We start from the raw sequence: 17192 nt of genomic DNA, 5'->3' as shown, positions 1-17192 counted from the left end.
AGAAGGAGTAACAGTAATGACAAACATTACAGAGATAGCAAAGAAAGCGAACGTTTCTCGGACAACAGTTTCCAGAGTTCTCAATAATCATCCTTATGTAAAACCTGAGAAGCGGGACGCTGTGTTAAAAGCTATGAAGGAATTAAATTATGTACCAAATTTCAACGCGATTAACCTATCCAGGGGGAAGACAAATGTATTCGGAGTCATTGTTCCTAAAATCAACCATCCGTTTTTCAGTAAACTGATTGCCGGAATAGGCGAAGAGTGTAATAAACATAATTACAGTTTACTTGTGCACCAATCAAATAACGATCCTGAACAAGAAATGGAGTTTTTTAACAGATTGAAATACAAACTGATTGACGGTCTTATTTTGGGATCCTGTGTAAGCCCCCATCACGTACTCGACGAGATATCTGGGTTTGGCAATATTGTTTCCTGTGAAGCTTCTGCAAGCAAACAGGTTGCACATATATTTATTAATCATGAGTCAGGAATCAAAATGGCAATTGATCATCTGCGAAATCAAGGACATCAATCCATTGGTCTATGTATAGGAAATCCTAAGAGCGGTGTTGGCATAAGCAGAAAAAAATCATTTTTTCACTTTCGAAATGAATACGGATTGAAATGGAGTGATAATTGGTACTTTGAGGAACAGTACACTATTGAGAATGGTATAGAAATAGCAAAATTATTACTAAATAAGTCACCTCGTCCTGCGGCAATGGTTGTAGGAAGTGATTATGTTGCGGCAGGGATCATTTATGAAGCGAAAAGACAGGGAATACGAATACCTGAAGAACTGGCGGTTATAGGATTTGATAATCAGCCGATATCTAAGGTAATAGAACTTTCAACGATACATCAACCTATTAAAGAGTTGGGACAAACAGCAGCAAATTTATTATATAACTTAATGAATAACAAAGATGTCCCCAATATAAATAAGTTGAACCTAAAACTTATTAAAAGAAAGTCAACTTAAAAAAACCACTTTATGGTGGTCTTTTTTGCTTAGCGCAGAATCAGTTCTGGGGCAGGCGCTTTGAAATGAGTTCTTTTTTTCGTTTCATCTATAAAACTGAAGGGCTTCATGGAAAGGTTTTCAAGTTCATTTAGGAAGTGACAAGCTTTTAATGGTACAAATGATGTCATATTCCATACAACTTTCTCATTAAAACCTATAGCACGAATATTATGCATAAGCCGATCAATTGTGTAAGACCCTGCTGCTACATACCCTTTCCCTTGATACCACAGATTATTCCCTTCAATTTTCTCCAGTGATTGGCCGCACATGGAATCTGTGTCAATGCGATCTGTCATTGCTATAATACCCTTAGAGCCAACAAGTTCTACAACCCGCCGTGCAACTTCTAAGTCTACATGTTCACTATCAAAATTCATACAAATGGTTAATAAACCTTCTTTCGCGGCTCTCATCAAAGTACCGGGAACTTCTCCGACAAGTGTGTTTATATTATCTATGTTCCATTTATCTAACCGAGCATCTTTTAACCCCTCTAATCTATGTACTCTTTCTTGGGGTGTTCTCCAGGTGTGTTTAAAATTGTTTGGCATATCATTAAACAAATGATCTGTTAAAACGGCATCTGATCCAGTGTAATTGCTGCGTTTTTGCGCTGTATCTATAACTTTCATTATAAGTTCAGAGGTTTCCTCCGGGTATGCTTTTTGGAAGTGACCCAGCGCCGGTTTAACTCCAGCCTCCACAAGTGTATCCACAATCCATTCTAAACTCGGATGTTCTTCGGTGATATATTTCTTTAGATAGGAGTTTTCAGTCATAGCATCTGGGGACAGTACAGTATAAATAAGACCGTATTCTCCGCAAGAAGCGATCTTTTCCCATTCTTCTTTTAAGGGTGCCCAATTTCCTTTTTCCGGTGTGCCTGCAAAGCTGGCCAATAATGGTCCTTCTAGTGAAATACCTAAAATATTACGGTAACGTCCCTTTCTCTTTTGTGTATGGAACTCTTTCATAAAGGCTGCAAATTGATCTAATTGATTATGAGGAAGAAAAATAGAGGGTACACAGAAAATCCCTTCTATTTCAGCTAGTGTATTGATCTTTTCAATATCTAATTGATCTAAATTGCTAAAATCATAGTGACCGATTCCATGACAATGAAATTCTACTGGAAGAGATGGAACTAAATAAGAACCTGATTTCTTAAAAATTCCTTCTCCTCCAATGTCGAAGTTCAGCCATTCGTTATCACTATAAGTTATATCAGCGATTTTCATTACTCCATTTGTTTCAAGGTAAGCTGGGCTGTTAAATGATGTGCTAGACTGCATAGGAAACGCCTCCTGGAAATGTTTATTTAGTATTCAGTGAAGACACATCATCATCTTAAAGTATGAAACCCGCACCATATCAACCTTTTATTATCAATTTTTGTAAAAATATAGGTTTTTTATTCAGCTTTCTACACCTGATGTTGCTCGTTATTGTTATTTGTATCCTGAAAATCTCCTTTAAACACTCAAAAACACTAGCTGTAACGCCACAAATGCTTCTATACTGTTTCGTGTTACGCCAACTAGTGTTCTCCACGAGTTTAATTTGTGGAATTGGTTTCATGTCAATAGCTTTAATAAATGGAATATGACTTCCGGGTATAGAACCTTGTGGAGTCATTGGAGTTGAACGATTAGAAATGAAATGTGTACAGTTACTAAGCTGGGATACCAGCATAAGAGTAAAACCTTTCGTCGGAATTTTTGTTTGAACAATATATATAAAGTGCTGATTACGCTATATTAGGGGCCGGCTCACCCCGCATATGAATATAAACATGGTCAGTCAAAATGTCTTAAATAGGTGATAAGAAAACCAGCGGCAAAAATTAGTATTGACTTTGAAAATAGAAGACTGTATATTATGTTACTATATTCAGAAAATAAAAACTCAAGAGATTCATTTAACATAAAACACTGTGAACGGGAGCAGTAAAAGAATCCAGTCAGAAAAAGAGAGCCGCGGGTTGGTGCAACGCGGACTGATTGTTCTTTGAACTCGCCCGGAAGTGGCAGGGCGGAACGGAATTATCGGAATATTCCCTATGTCCTAACGGCTGACCTTCGTTAAAAGGTTTTTAAGCTGGATTCCGGATATTCGGGATCAACAAGAGTGGTACCGCGGCTGCCTGAGGCACGCCGTCTCTTTTCTAAAAAGAGGCGGCGTGCTTTTTTATGTGATGAACACTTTTTGCGAGAGGGCGTGTGATAGATGGAAAAGGACAAGCAAACGTTAAAACGGACGATGTCGTCCAGACACATTATGATGATGGCGCTTGGAGGCGCAATCGGGGCCGGGCTCTTTAAAGGCAGCAGCACGGCGATTGATGAAGCGGGGCCGTCCGTGCTGCTGGCCTACCTCCTCGGCGGAATCATTCTGCTGTTTATTATGCAAGGGCTGGCCGAAATGGCTGTCAGAAACAAACATGCAAGGACGTTCCGTGATTTGGTTCAGCAGTCTCTCGGGTCGTACGCTGCATACTTTTTAGACTGGATCTATTGGAAAATGTGGGTGCTCAATATTGCCGCTGAGGCGGTCGTAGCCGCCATTTTCATTCAATATTGGCTGCCGGAATGTCCGATATGGATATTGGCTTTGATCATTTCCATCGTGGTGACGGTCGTAAACATGCTTTCTGTGAAACTGTTTGCCGAGACGGAGTACTGGCTCGCGCTCATTAAAATTACAGTGATTGTCATCTTTATTTTATGCGGGATTCTGCTATTATTTTTCTCATTCGGCAATCACACGGCGCCGGGGCTGTCTCATTTAACGGATCACGGAGGGTTTTTCCCGCATGGAGCGGGGGGGGTCATTACGGCGATGCTCGTCGTGATCTACTCATACGGCGGAACGGAAATCATCGGCGTCACGCTGGCGGAGACAAAAAACCCCGAAAAGGTGATCCCGAAAGCTGTCCGAAGCACGTTAACGCGGATTGTCGCTTTTTACTTGCTGCCGTTTTTCATCATCGTCAGCCTGATTCCTTGGAATCAAGTCAACAGTGTTCCCGAAAGCCCGTTTGTCATAGTATTTAAGATGATCGGAATTCCGGGTGCCGACCATATTATGAATGCCGTCATTCTTCTTGCGATTATCTCGTCTATGAACTCAGGACTGTACGGATCATCCCGCGTCTTGTTTACGCAGGCTTCTGACGGCCGGCTGCCGAAAATCTTTTCAAAACTATCGAAGAAAAAGGTTCCCGTCTATGCGATTCTGACTTGTACGTCATTTTTATATGTAGGCGTCCTGATTTCTTTATTCGCAGGAAGCCAGACGTTTAATTATTTGATGGGTTCCCTCGGCTATACCGTGCTGTTCATCTGGCTGATTATCGGATTCGCCCATTTGAAATCAAGAAAACATTCAACAGAACAGCCGGCTTATTACGTCAAATGGTTCCCGTACACGACATGGTTTGCGGTGCTTGCGCTTTTGGCCATCCTGATCGGCGTAATTGCGACGACATCCATCGTCATCACATGCATCACTGCGGCCATCTATCTCCTCATTACGTCTGCGTATCTCGTGAAAGGGAGACGACAATAAATAAAAAAACTCTTGCCCCGCGGCAAGAGTTTTTTTAATGAACGGCCTTTTTTTCTGCGGCCAGAGCAGGTGTTTTCAGTTTCTTCGGTGTTATATTCACAAAACAAATGCTTGTGACGATCAGAAGCAGTCCGGCTAAAAGGCTGACGGTCAACGGCTCATGCAGGAATATCGAGCTGACGACAATGGATATGAGCGGGATCAGGAAGGTGTAAGAGGCAACCTTGCTTGCTTCCCCTGAACCGACAAGCGTAAAAAAGGCGAGCCAGCCGAGCGCGATAACAAAAACCGAAATGAACAGAAGGCTGAGAATGAACGGAGCTTTCCATTGAATCGCTGAAAAGCTTTCTGAAAAATGGCCGGAGCTGACAAGCAGCACGCCGCCGATCAGAAGCTGAAGAGCGACCATCCAGATAGAGTCCGCGCGTCCGCCCGTTCTTTTCACATATACCGTGCCGAGCGCCCAGCTGACCGCGGAGCCTAAGGCCAAAAGAATGCCGGCAATGGAAATATGGCCTCCGAAACCGGCTGCGCTGATGACGGCGACACCGGCAAAGCCCAGAATAAGACCGGCTATTTTTAAAGGATACATCGATTCCCCGAGCCACAGCCAAGAAAAAACGCCCATTAACACCGGCTGGAAAAACACGATGGCTGAAAATAAGCCGGCAGGCAGGTAATTCAATCCGACCGTTTGCAGGCCGTAAAATAAAGTAATATTTAAAATGGCAGAAATAAGATAGATCGGCCACGTTTCTTTAAAACGCAGCTTTTTAAAACGGGGAAGCGCCACCATTAATAATAGAAGTCCGCCGATCAGCGTGCGGATTCCGGCAAACAGAAGAGGCGGCGAATAGGCAAGCGCGGCTTTTGTCAGCGGCCAGTTAATTCCCCACACCGTGACTAGAAACGCCAGCATAAGAGCCGTCTGTATTTTCGAAAGCTGTTTCACGTCGTTCACTCCTTGTAGAACAATTCCATCATATGATACGGTAATCAGTAAGATAAATAAAATGAATCTTTTTTATAAGGAGCATAAGTAAAACGTTATGACGATTACACAACTGCGGGTTTTTGTTCAAATCGCTGAAACGGGAAGCTTTACAAAAGCGGGGCAGGCGCTGAATATGACGCAGCCCGCTGTCAGCCATGCCATCTCTGCGCTTGAGTCAGAGCTCGGCATCAAGCTGATCATCCGCGAGCGCCGCAACGGCGTAAGGCTCACGGACACGGGCGGAAAAATTCTCGTTCATATCAGAGAGGTGCTCAAAGGGATAGAAAAAGCCGAGCAGCTGGCGGCCGCGGAAAGAGGGCTTGAACAGGGAACGATTCACATCGGCACATTTCCGGCCGCTTCCGCTTATTTCATTCCAAAGCTGATCAGCATGTTTAAAAAGCGGTATCCGAAGCTTGAATTGGTGCTTCATGAAGGAACGGTCAACGAAGTAAAGGAATGGCTCCGCTCCCGGGTAATAGACGCAGGTATTACTCTTTTTCCTACGGAAGACATGGAATATCTGCCGTTGAAAAAAGATAAAATGGCCGTCGTGCTTAGAAATGATCATCCGCTTTGCAGCTGTGAGTCAATCACTCTGAAAGACCTTGACTGCCAGCCGATGATCATCTGTGACGGAGGGTACGAATCACCGCTTATTGATATGTTTAGGGAGGCAGGATCTGTGCTGACTTCCGCATTCACTGTTTACAATGTCAATACGTCTATCAGCATGATTAAAGAAGGGCTGGGGATTGCGATATTATCACAAATGTCTATGTCGGGAATATCGCTGCCGGACAATGTCGTGACGAGAGACCTGAATCAGGCGGTGTACCGCGATGTTCTGCTTGCCGTTCCTTCCGTAAAGGAAGCTTCATTGGCGGCAAAACTTTTTATTCAAATCGCGCAGGAACTCACAAAGAATGAATAAAAAGACCCTAATCATCTTAGGGCCCTGAATCTTATCGGTTAATTTTAAAAGAGTTTGTCGTATTGACAAGTTTTGAACCGCTGAACGTGGCTTTGACACGATAATAACCTGTCTTGCATCCTTTTAAAGGGAATGACTTAGTTACGTGATATTTGAAAGTGAAGCTTGTCTTTTTGCAAGTCGTCCATTTCTTTCCTGACTTTCGCTGTAAGTATAGGTTTCCTTTAAAGGTTCGATTTGACGGATACGCTGTACTGAGAGTAAAATCGACACTTTTCGCTTTTTTCGTGTAGTAGGAAGCATCGGTAGATCCGCTTACATTTAAATTCTGCTCAGTGCCGGAATAAAAGTCTGCGGCATATGCCTTATCGGTGTTTCCGGTAAAGAAGATTGCTGCCAGTAAAGCTGTTGTGAGTGCCATTAAGATTTTTTTACGCATATAGACTATGACTTCCTTCCTATTCAATATCATACATATCTTAACATTATTGGGTTTGTTCTTTCAACGATAGATTTTCACTTTTATAGGATGAAAAGCTCATCATATCTGAATGTAATAGATTCATTCATACAAAGTTCACTAGTGACGACCGATGACTGATTGTTCGAATATCATCGAATCAAATTGTTTAACTCACGGGAAAAGCTGTGGTAAGGTGTGTGGTAGAGACCTTGTTTAAGATCTGCTTACACTAAACCATAAAGGAGAAAACGATGGCTGAACATACATTGAAAGATACTGCGTTTTCCGTATTGAATTTATCGCCGGTCGTACAGGGGGGAACGGTTGCTGAATCGTTCCGCAACAGCATGGATTTAGCGCGCCGCGCCGAGGAGTGGGGCTATAACCGCTATTGGCTTGCGGAGCATCATAATATAGAAGGAGTTGCCAGCTCGGCAACGGCGGTGCTGATCGGCCACATCGCCGGCGGCACGAAAAAAATCCGCGTCGGTTCTGGGGGTATTATGCTGCCGAATCATTCTTCACTTGTGATCGCGGAGCAATTCGGAACTCTTGAAACGTTGTATCCGGGGCGGATTGACCTGGGGCTCGGACGCGCGCCGGGGACCGACCAATTAACGGCGAGAGCCTTACGAAGAAACATAAACAGCGGGGAAGATTTTCCGGAGCAGCTTGAAGAATTGAGAAATTACTTCAAACCGTCCGGCAATGTGCGCAATCAAGTCCGCGCCATTCCGGGCGAAGGGCTGGACGTGCCGATCTGGCTTCTGGGCTCAAGCGGCTTCAGCGCGCGTCTTGCGGGAGAGCTCGGGCTTCCGTTCGCCTTTGCGGCTCACTTTTCACCGAAAAACACCGTGCCCGCCCTTGAGCTGTACCGCAGCTCCTTCCGTCCGTCAGACGTACTGGATCAACCGTACGCGATGGTCGGCGTCACCGTCATTGCCGCCGATACGGACGAAAAGGCGGAGCATCTGGCAACATCGCATTATCAAAGATTTTTAGACCTCGTCCGCGGCACGCCGAACCAGCTGAAGCCTCCTGTTGAAGACATGGATCAAATCTGGTCGCCGTATGAAAAAGCGATGGTCAATGAACAGCTCAGCTCAACGATCGTCGGCGGACCGGAGCGTGTGAAGGAAAAGCTGGAAAGCTTCATCCGGACAACACAGGCGGATGAAATCATGGTGAATTCAGAAAGCTTTGAGCATGCCGACAGAATGAGATCATTTGAAATCATCGCCGAATTAAAAAACAGCTGAGCAAAAAAAGCAATGTGCCGCGCACATTGCTTTTTTTATTCGCCGATTCGCTTGACTGAATTCCGGATGACGAGTTCCGGTTCATACACGACGTCATCCTTCTTCGGTTTTTTATGTTCTAAGCAGTCGATGACGTATTTTGCCGCCGCTTTCCCCATAATGGATTTCGGATGCTTGACAGAGGTGAGCTTCACCTCGGAAATCTGGGCGAAATGTGAATCGTCATAGCCCATGACTGACACGTCATCAGGCACCTTTAACCCGAATTCCCTGAGAAGATTAATCGTCTTCAGCGCAATTTCGTCATTGTAGCAAAGAATGGCCGTCGGGTGTGATTCGCTGTTTTGCTCAAGGGTATGCTTAATTTTTTGGAGAAGCACGGTTTCTTTTTCTTCAGTCGTGTAAGTGACGATCATGTCCGGAGACGGGAAAATCCCGCGCTCCCGATGCGCCTGCAGATAGCCGTTCATCCGTTTGACGCCCTGCGTGTCATCCGCTTTAAAGATTCCCATAATGTGCGTGTGGCCGAGGGACATGACGTATTCGCAAGCCATCATGCCGCCTTTGACATCATTGACGGAAAAGCTTGGTGCGGCCAGCTCCGCATAAGAGGCGTTAATCATGGCAAACGGAATGCCGTTTTTCTCCAGATTGAGATAGTAGCCGATGTTGGGCGTCTGCAGCGCGCTTTTCGTAGGCTCGACAATCAGCCCGTCTATATTTTTGGACAGCAGGTTTTCAAGACCGCGCCGTTCACTTTCTGTATTGTTGTTGGTGCTCGTCAGCAGCATGGAATAGCCCTGTTCGCTTAAATAAGATTCGATTCCCCTGATGATGCTCGGGAAAATATAGTCTGATATGTACGTTGTAATGACGCCGATCGTTTTGTTTGAATGCATGGCTGATTTCGCCGTGCGTGAAGCGACAAAGGTGCCTCCGCCCTGAACGCTGTACAGCAGCCCCTGCGAGACCAAATCTCCGATCGCCTTTCTGATGGTATGGCGGCTGACGCCGAACTGCTGCATCAGCTCATTTTCCGTAGGCAGCTTTTCGTCCGGCTGTATTTTTCCCTGATTCAGCCATGAACAAATTTCTTCTTTTACTTGAGCATATTTCGGTAGCATATCAATTCCTCCAAAATGTATACGGACAAATTCCAGTATAACATAGTAAGCCCTTTCATCAAGCTGTAAAAATAATTGACAGATTATGAAAAACTGCTTATTCTTTATTTGTACGTACTAATTTTCCTTATTTTTAGATAAAATTCTTTATAAGTACGTACAAATGTGGCGGTTCTGAAGAAAACAAAGCAACATCAAGCGCCGCACTCAGATTTGTAAGCGTTTTTATTCTATTATTCGCGGGAGGGTAAAATTCATGAAGAATCACCCGGCACCAATTGGCTCAAATGTACCTGTCACTCGGCAGCATTCCAAGTGGTTTGTCATTCTCATCTCATGCGCGGCCGGACTGGGAGGGCTTTTGTACGGTTATGACACGGCGGTGATTTCCGGCGCTATCGGTTTCCTGAAAGATTTGTACCGCTTAAGTCCTTTTATGGAAGGGCTCGTGATTTCAAGCATTATGATCGGCGGTGTTTTCGGCGTCGGGATTTCCGGATTTTTGAGTGACCGTTTCGGACGGAGAAAGATTTTGATGGCAGCGGCGCTGTTGTTTGCGGTGTCAGCGGTTGTCTCTGCGCTTTCTCAAAGTGTGTCTTCCTTAGTGATCGCCAGAGTCATCGGCGGTCTGGGAATCGGCATGGGCTCCTCGCTTTCTGTCACGTATATTACCGAAGCCGCTCCGCCGGCCATACGCGGCAGTCTGTCTTCCCTGTATCAGCTGTTTACGATATTAGGGATATCCGGCACTTATTTTATTAACCTCGCCGTCCAGCAGTCCGGCTCGTATGAATGGGGAGTGCACACCGGCTGGCGGTGGATGCTCGCTTACGGCATGATTCCGTCCGTCATCTTTTTTATCGTGCTGCTTATCGTGCCGGAAAGTCCGCGCTGGCTTGCGAAAGCAGGGCGCCGGAATGAAGCCCTCGCCGTGCTGACGCGCATTAACGGCGAGCAGACCGCGAAAGAAGAAATCAAACAAATCGAAACGTCTTTACAATTAGAAAAAATGGGTTCATTGTCTCAGCTGTTTAAGCCGGGGCTGAGAAAAGCGCTTGTGATCGGGATTCTGCTGGCTTTATTCAATCAGGTCATCGGCATGAACGCAATTACGTATTACGGGCCGGAAATTTTCAAAATGATGGGCTTCGGACAGAATGCGGGGTTTATCACGACATGCATCGTCGGTGTCGTCGAAGTGATTTTCACCATTATCGCGGTTCTTTTAGTCGATAAGGTAGGCCGGAAAAAGCTGATGGGGGTCGGATCTGCCTTTATGGCGCTGTTCATGATCTTAATCGGGGCATCCTTTTATTTTCAGCTGGCGAGCGGTCCGGCTTTAGTCGTCATCATATTGGGATTCGTCGCCGCTTTCTGCGTATCAGTCGGGCCGATTACGTGGATCATGATTTCGGAGATCTTTCCGAACCACCTCCGCGCACGCGCCGCCGGTATTGCGACGATATTCTTATGGGGGGCGAACTGGGCGATCGGCCAGTTCGTGCCGATGATGATCAGCGGGTTAGGGCTTGCGTACACCTTCTGGATATTCGCCGTCATTAATATTCTCTGTTTCTTGTTTGTCGTGACGATCTGTCCTGAGACGAAAAATAAATCATTAGAAGAAATAGAAAAACTCTGGATAAAATGAAAGCGTTTTACGACAAAAGTCCGCTCCGGCGGGCTTTTGTCTGTCACCTTCATTCCGTTTCTGTATATAATGACTGTATCAAGGAGATACTGGAAAATCCTGCGAAGAATGTCGAGGAATTGACCTTTAACAGTTGAATTAACAATGTCATCCTGTTAAAATAATTAAAGAAAGCAGACATAATTTTTTTTGGCTATGATGGGACGTTTTTTGTCATAGCGGGACATTTTCTGTCCAGTATGAATAGGAAGGAACGTTTGAGTCATGAACCAGTTAATACAAGCTCAAAAAAAATTATTGCCTGATCTTTTGCTTGTGATGCAGAAAAGATTTGAAATCTTGCAGTATATCAGGCTTACCGAACCGATCGGCCGCAGAAGTCTTGCAGCCAGTCTCGGATTGACCGAGCGCGTTCTCAGAAGCGAGGTTCAGTTTTTGAAAGAACAGAATCTCATCGATATTAAAACAAACGGCATGACAATGACGGAAGAGGGCTATTCACTGCTTTCGATTCTGGAAGATACGATGAAGGATGTTTTAGGGTTGACGCTTTTGGAAAAGACATTAAAAGAGCGGCTTAATCTGAAAGACGCCATTATCGTTTCCGGAGACAGCGACCAATCTCCTTGGGTCAAAAAAGAATTAGGGAGAGCGGCCGTTGCATGTATGAAAAAGAGATTTTCAGGCAAAAATATCGTCGCTGTAACCGGCGGTACGACAATTGAAGCCGTCGCCGATATGATGACGCCGGATTCAAAAAACCGCGAGCTCCTGTTTGTGCCCGCAAGAGGCGGTTTAGGCGAAGATGTGAAAAACCAGGCGAACACCATATGCGCACATATGGCGGAAAAGGCTTCAGGCACTTACCGGCTTTTGTTCGTTCCCGGGCAGCTGTCACAAGGCGCCTACTCATCTATTATTGAAGAACCTTCCGTAAAAGAGGTGCTTCACACGATTAAATCAGCGAGTATGCTCGTTCACGGAATCGGCGAAGCTAGAACAATGGCGGAGCGAAGAAACACGCCTTTGGAAGATTTGAAGAAAATAGATGACAATCATGCGGTGACAGAGGCATTCGGCTACTACTTTAATGCGGACGGAGAAGTCGTTCACAAGGTGCATTCAGTCGGAATGCAGCTTGATGACCTCGATGCCATTCCCGACATTATCGCGGTAGCGGGCGGATCATCAAAAGCAGAAGCAATCGAAGCTTATTTTAAAAAGCAGCGAAACACGGTTCTCGTCACGGACGAAGGAGCCGCAAAGAAGTTATTAAGGGATAACAGTCCCTCAATATAAATATCTCTCACTTATTTAAAGGAGGAAATAATCATGGCAGTAAAAGTCGGTATTAACGGTTTTGGTCGTATTGGACGTAACGTATTCCGCGCAGCATTAAACAATCCTGAAGTTGAGGTAGTAGCGGTTAACGATTTAACAGACGCTAACATGCTTGCTCATCTTTTACAATATGATTCCGTACACGGAAAATTAGATGCAGAAGTTAAAGTTGACGGCAGCAACCTTGTTGTTAACGGCAAAACAATCGAAGTTTCTGCTGAGCGCGATCCTGCGAAACTCAGCTGGGGCAAACAAGGCGTTGAAATCGTAGTTGAATCTACCGGTTTCTTCACAAAACGCGCAGACGCTGCGAAACACTTAGAAGCAGGCGCGAAAAAAGTTATCATCTCTGCACCTGCTAACGAAGAAGATATCACAATCGTTATGGGTGTTAACGAAGATAAATACGATGCGGCTAACCACCATGTTATCTCTAACGCATCTTGCACAACAAACTGCCTAGCGCCGTTTGCAAAAGTACTTAACGACAAATTCGGCATCAAACGCGGTATGATGACAACTGTTCACTCTTACACAAACGATCAGCAAATTCTTGATCTTCCGCACAAAGACTACCGTCGTGCGCGTGCAGCAGCTGAAAACATCATTCCTACATCAACTGGTGCTGCTAAAGCAGTTTCCCTTGTTCTTCCTGAACTGAAAGGCAAACTGAACGGCGGAGCTATGCGTGTGCCGACTCCAAACGTTTCTCTTGTTGACCTAGTTGCTGAACTGAACAAAGACGTAACGGCTGAAGACGTAAACGCAGCTCTTAAAGAAGCGGCTGAAGGCGATCTTAAAGGAATCCTTGGCTACAGCGAAGAGCCATTAGTATCCGGAGACTACAACGGCAATGCTAACTCTTCTACAATCGATGCTCTTTCTACAATGGTTATGGAAGGCAGCATGGTAAAAGTAATCTCTTGGTACGATAACGAAAGCGGCTACTCTAACCGCGTTGTTGACCTTGCAGCTTACATCGCAAAACAAGGTCTTTAATTCATAGCTCCCGGAAAGGGCCGGACTTGGTTCTTTCGGACAGAAACGCTATAATGAAAGCGGACAAGGGAAGGGGACGGACTCCCTTTCCCTTTTTCCATGAGAACCGGCTTTCAGAAAGCGCCGGATTGCTGCAGAACGTCCGCGTTTTGAAGTTTCCGCGGCACTTTCGTTTTCTGAGCCGCCTGCCCTGGCTCAGAAGACGATCTGCCCCGTGCCCGGAAGCTGCAATCTGCCCCGCGGCGGAAGCATCATGAGGCGGTTTCACGTTTCACGTTTTTCGTGCTATGCAAACCATTTTGAAGGAGGATCTCCTAAGGCATGAATAAAAAAACAGTAAAAGACATCGACGTAAAAGGCAAAGTCGTATTCTGCCGCGTTGACTTTAACGTTCCAATGAAAGACGGGGAAGTAACAGACGATACTCGTATCCGCGCTGCGCTTCCAACAATCAAACACCTTGCAGACCAAGGCGCGAAAGTCCTTCTTGCGAGCCACTTAGGCCGCCCGAAAGGCGAAGTGGCTGAGGAGCTTCGTTTAACTCCTGTCGCTGCACGCTTAGGCGAACTGCTCGGCAAAGAAGTGAAAAAAGCGGATGAAGCTTACGGCGATGCTGTAAAAGCACAAATTTCTGATATGAAGGACGGAGACGTTCTTGTATTGGAAAACGTACGTTTCTACCCTGGTGAAGAGAAAAACGATCCTGAGCTTGCTAAAGCATTTGCTGAGCTTGCGGATGTATATGTCAATGACGCATTCGGTGCTGCCCACCGTGCTCACGCATCTACAGCCGGAATTGCCGAGCATCTGCCGGCGGTTGCAGGATTCCTGATGGAAAAAGAGCTTGACGTTCTCGGCAAAGCCGTGACAAATCCTGAGCGCCCGTTTACGGCAATCATCGGCGGCGCGAAAGTAAAAGACAAAATCGGTGTAATCGAAAGTCTGCTTGATAAAGTGGACAACCTGATCATCGGCGGAGGTCTTGCTTACACATTCGTAAAAGCGCTTGGTTATGAAGTCGGTAAATCTCTTCTTGAAGAAGATAAAATCGAACTTGCAAAATCATTCATGGACCGCGCGAAAGAAAAAGGCGTTAAATTCTATATGCCGGAAGACGTTCTCGTTGCTGATGATTTCTCTAACGATGCAAACGTTCAAATCGTGCCGGTCTCTGAGATCCCAAGTGATTTAGAAGCGATCGACATCGGAACGAAAACCCGCGAAACGTATGCTGAAGTTATCAAAAACAGCAAACTTGTCGTATGGAACGGGCCGATGGGCGTATTCGAAATCGACTTGTTCGCTCAAGGCACAAAAGCAGTGGCTGAAGCATTGGCAGAGGCAAACGATACATACTCTGTCATCGGCGGAGGAGACTCTGCGGCAGCCGTTGAAAAATTCGGCCTTGCTGACAAAATGAGCCATATCTCAACAGGCGGCGGCGCATCCCTTGAATTCATGGAAGGCAAAGAGCTTCCAGGTGTAGCTGCGCTGAACGATAAATAAAAACTGCTATAAGGAAGTGGAACAGATGAGAAAACCAATTATAGCCGGTAACTGGAAAATGAACAAAACACTCGGCGAAGCTGTCAGCTTCGTTGAAGAAGTGAAATCTTCCATTCCAGCAGCAGACAAAGCGGAAGCTGTTGTTTGCGCACCAGCTCTTTTCTTAGAAAAGCTGACTTCTGCTGTTAAAGGAACTGACCTGAAAGTCGGCGCCCAAAACATGCATTTTGAAGAAAACGGTGCGTTCACAGGTGAAATCAGCCCGGTCGCTCTGAAAGACCTTGGCGTGGATTACTGCGTCATCGGCCACTCTGAGCGCCGTGAAATGTTCGCTGAAACTGATGAAACAGTTAACAAAAAAGCGCATGCCGCTTTCAAACACGGCATTGTGCCGATCATTTGCGTAGGTGAAACGCTTGAAGAGCGCGAAGCCGGAAAAACAAATGATCTTGTTGCCGATCAAGTGAAAAAAGGTCTTGCGGGTCTTTCTGAAGAGCAAGTTGCCGCTTCCGTTATTGCGTACGAGCCAATCTGGGCAATCGGAACAGGCAAATCTTCTACAGCGAAAGATGCTAACGACGTCTGCGCGCATATCCGTAAAGTCGTTGCTGAAAGCTTCAGCCAGGAAACTGCTGACAAGCTCCGCATTCAATACGGCGGCAGCGTAAAACCTGCAAATATTAAAGAATATATGGCAGAGTCCGATATTGACGGTGCTTTGGTCGGCGGCGCAAGCCTTGAACCGCAGTCATTCGTTCAATTATTGGAGGAAGGACAATATGAGTAAAAAACCAGCTGCACTCATCATTCTTGATGGGTTCGGATTACGCAATGAAACAGTCGGAAACGCAGTCGCACAAGCGAAAAAACCGAATTTCGACCGTTATTGGAACCAATACCCTCATCAGACGCTGACGGCATCAGGCGAAGCAGTCGGACTGCCTGAAGGACAGATGGGGAACTCTGAAGTCGGTCATTTGAATATCGGCGCAGGACGTATTGTGTACCAAAGCTTAACACGCGTGAACGTTGCCATCCGCGAAGGCGAATTCGAACGCAATCAAACGTTCCTTGACGCTATCAAAAACGCGAAAGACAACGACAAAGCGCTGCACCTGTTCGGCCTTCTTTCTGACGGAGGCGTACACAGTCATATCAATCATTTATTCGCGCTGCTGAAGCTTGCGAAAAGTGAAGGACTGACGAAGGTGTATATTCACGGTTTCCTCGACGGCCGCGATGTAGGTCCGCAAACGGCGAAAACTTACATTCAGCAGCTGAATGAGCAGATCGAAGAAATCGGTGTCGGCGAAATCGCCAGCATTTCCGGACGCTACTACTCCATGGACCGCGACAAACGCTGGGACCGTGTGGAAAAAGCGTACCGCGCAATGGCTTACGGCGAAGGCCCGTCTTACCGCAGCGCGATGGATGTAGTCGACGATTCTTATGCGAACGGCATTCATGATGAATTCGTCATTCCGTCCGTCATCACAAAAGAAAACGGTGAACCCGTTGCGAAAATTCATGACGGCGATTCTGTGATTTTCTATAATTTCAGACCAGACCGAGCCATCCAGATTTCAAACACGTTTACCAACAAAGATTTCCGCGATTTCGACCGCGGTGAAAATCATCCGAAAAACCTGTATTTCGTCTGCCTGACTCACTTCAGTGAATCTGTTGACGGATATGTGGCTTTTAAACCGGTAAACCTTGACAATACGGTCGGTGAAGTATTAGCACAGCACGGGTTAAAACAGCTTCGCATTGCAGAAACTGAAAAGTATCCGCACGTTACGTTCTTTATGAGCGGCGGCCGTGAAGCTGAATTCCCGGGTGAAGAGCGTATTCTCATCAACTCGCCTAAAGTTGCAACGTATGACTTGAAGCCTGAAATGAGTGCGTATGAAGTGAAGGACGCGCTTGTCAAAGAAATTGAAGCTGACAAGCATGACGCGATCATTCTGAACTTCGCAAACCCTGATATGGTCGGCCACTCCGGAATGGTTGAACCAACAATTAAAGCAATTGAAGCAGTGGACGAATGCTTGGGCGAAGTCGTTGACGCGATTCTCGCTAAAGGCGGACACGCCATCATTACCGCTGATCACGGTAATGCTGACATTCTGATTACAGAATCAGGCGAACCGCACACGGCGCATACGACAAACCCAGTCCCTGTGATTGTGACGAAAGAAGGCATTACGTTGCGTGAAGGCGGAATCCTAGGCGACCTTGCACCAACGTTATTAGACCTTCTCGGTGTTGAAAAACCGAAAGAAATGACAGGAACATCTTTAATTCAAAAATAATTT

Annotated in this window: 14 protein-coding genes and 1 other annotated feature; of the genes, 10 read left to right on the top strand and 4 right to left on the bottom strand. The window is 45.8% G+C overall.

Going from position 1 to position 17192, the window contains the following annotated elements; translation table 11 throughout:
- The first annotated feature begins 16 nt into the window (after positions 1-16).
- Entirely contained in the window at positions 17-991 is a 975-nt protein-coding gene (locus NYE28_RS17855; protein WP_015240621.1) for a LacI family DNA-binding transcriptional regulator, read from the top strand.
- A 29-nt stretch (positions 992-1020) separates the two neighbouring features.
- On the opposite strand, the gene NYE28_RS17850 is transcribed toward NYE28_RS17855, so the two are convergent.
- Entirely contained in the window at positions 1021-2328 is a 1308-nt protein-coding gene (locus NYE28_RS17850; RefSeq protein WP_132105820.1) for an N-acetylglucosamine-6-phosphate deacetylase, read from the bottom strand.
- A 632-nt stretch (positions 2329-2960) separates the two neighbouring features.
- Positions 2961-3200: a binding site (T-box leader), on the top strand.
- A gap of 62 nt (positions 3201-3262) precedes the next feature.
- Here NYE28_RS17850 and NYE28_RS17845 point away from each other — a divergent pair.
- Entirely contained in the window at positions 3263-4603 is a 1341-nt protein-coding gene (locus tag NYE28_RS17845; protein WP_052827870.1) for an amino acid permease, read from the top strand.
- A gap of 34 nt (positions 4604-4637) precedes the next feature.
- On the opposite strand, the gene NYE28_RS17840 is transcribed toward NYE28_RS17845, so the two are convergent.
- Complete coding sequence (locus NYE28_RS17840; protein WP_003151595.1) at positions 4638-5555, bottom strand: DMT family transporter; 918 nt, start codon at positions 5553-5555, stop codon at positions 4638-4640.
- 97 nt (positions 5556-5652) lie between these two features.
- On the opposite strand from NYE28_RS17840, the gene NYE28_RS17835 reads away from it, so the two are divergent.
- Complete coding sequence (locus NYE28_RS17835) at positions 5653-6531, top strand: LysR family transcriptional regulator (protein WP_099567102.1); 879 nt, start codon at positions 5653-5655, stop codon at positions 6529-6531.
- Positions 6532-6562: 31 nt separating this feature from the next.
- Here the strand turns inward: NYE28_RS17835 and NYE28_RS17830 are convergent, their stop codons facing one another.
- Complete coding sequence (locus NYE28_RS17830) at positions 6563-6970, bottom strand: hypothetical protein (RefSeq protein WP_094031301.1); 408 nt, start codon at positions 6968-6970, stop codon at positions 6563-6565.
- A 275-nt stretch (positions 6971-7245) separates the two neighbouring features.
- Between NYE28_RS17830 and NYE28_RS17825 the strand changes: the two genes are divergently transcribed.
- Positions 7246-8253 carry an LLM class flavin-dependent oxidoreductase gene (locus NYE28_RS17825; protein ID WP_007613877.1) on the top strand — a complete coding sequence of 336 codons (1008 nt, stop codon included), beginning with the start codon at positions 7246-7248 and terminating at the stop codon, positions 8251-8253.
- 35 nt (positions 8254-8288) lie between these two features.
- Here NYE28_RS17825 and NYE28_RS17820 read toward each other — a convergent pair whose 3' ends face one another.
- Positions 8289-9377, bottom strand: coding sequence for a GntR family transcriptional regulator (locus tag NYE28_RS17820; RefSeq protein ID WP_012118486.1), 1089 nt, complete (start codon positions 9375-9377; stop codon positions 8289-8291).
- 256 nt (positions 9378-9633) lie between these two features.
- On the opposite strand from NYE28_RS17820, the gene NYE28_RS17815 reads away from it, so the two are divergent.
- The 6 genes from NYE28_RS17815 to gpmI all read left to right on the top strand — a co-directional run bounded on the left by NYE28_RS17815 (position 9634) and on the right by gpmI (position 17189).
- Positions 9634-11028, top strand: a complete 1395-nt coding sequence (locus tag NYE28_RS17815; RefSeq protein WP_003151605.1) for a sugar porter family MFS transporter — start codon at positions 9634-9636, stop codon at positions 11026-11028.
- Between the two features lie 264 nt (positions 11029-11292).
- On the top strand, positions 11293-12327 hold the full coding sequence (gene cggR / locus NYE28_RS17810) for a gapA transcriptional regulator CggR (protein ID WP_003151607.1): 1035 nt from the start codon (positions 11293-11295) through the stop codon (positions 12325-12327).
- Positions 12328-12360: 33 nt separating this feature from the next.
- Entirely contained in the window at positions 12361-13368 is a 1008-nt protein-coding gene (gene gap / locus NYE28_RS17805) for a type I glyceraldehyde-3-phosphate dehydrogenase (RefSeq protein WP_003151611.1), read from the top strand.
- A 321-nt stretch (positions 13369-13689) separates the two neighbouring features.
- Positions 13690-14874, top strand: a complete 1185-nt coding sequence (locus NYE28_RS17800) for a phosphoglycerate kinase (RefSeq protein WP_342490194.1) — start codon at positions 13690-13692, stop codon at positions 14872-14874.
- 25 nt (positions 14875-14899) lie between these two features.
- Positions 14900-15661 (top strand): triose-phosphate isomerase, encoded by a 762-nt coding sequence (gene tpiA, locus NYE28_RS17795; protein WP_003151618.1) that lies wholly within the window; start codon positions 14900-14902, stop codon positions 15659-15661.
- Entirely contained in the window at positions 15654-17189 is a 1536-nt protein-coding gene (gene gpmI / locus NYE28_RS17790; RefSeq protein ID WP_342490193.1) for a 2,3-bisphosphoglycerate-independent phosphoglycerate mutase, read from the top strand. Before tpiA ends, gpmI begins: the two co-directional genes overlap by 8 nt.
- Positions 17190-17192 lie beyond the last annotated feature (3 nt).

Source organism: Bacillus sp. FSL R5-0443 (assembly GCF_038608285.1).
Classification (GTDB): domain Bacteria; phylum Bacillota; class Bacilli; order Bacillales; family Bacillaceae; genus Bacillus; species Bacillus velezensis.
The sequence above is the reverse complement of the archived record's forward strand: the minus strand, read 5'-3'. Positions and strand labels throughout refer to the sequence as shown.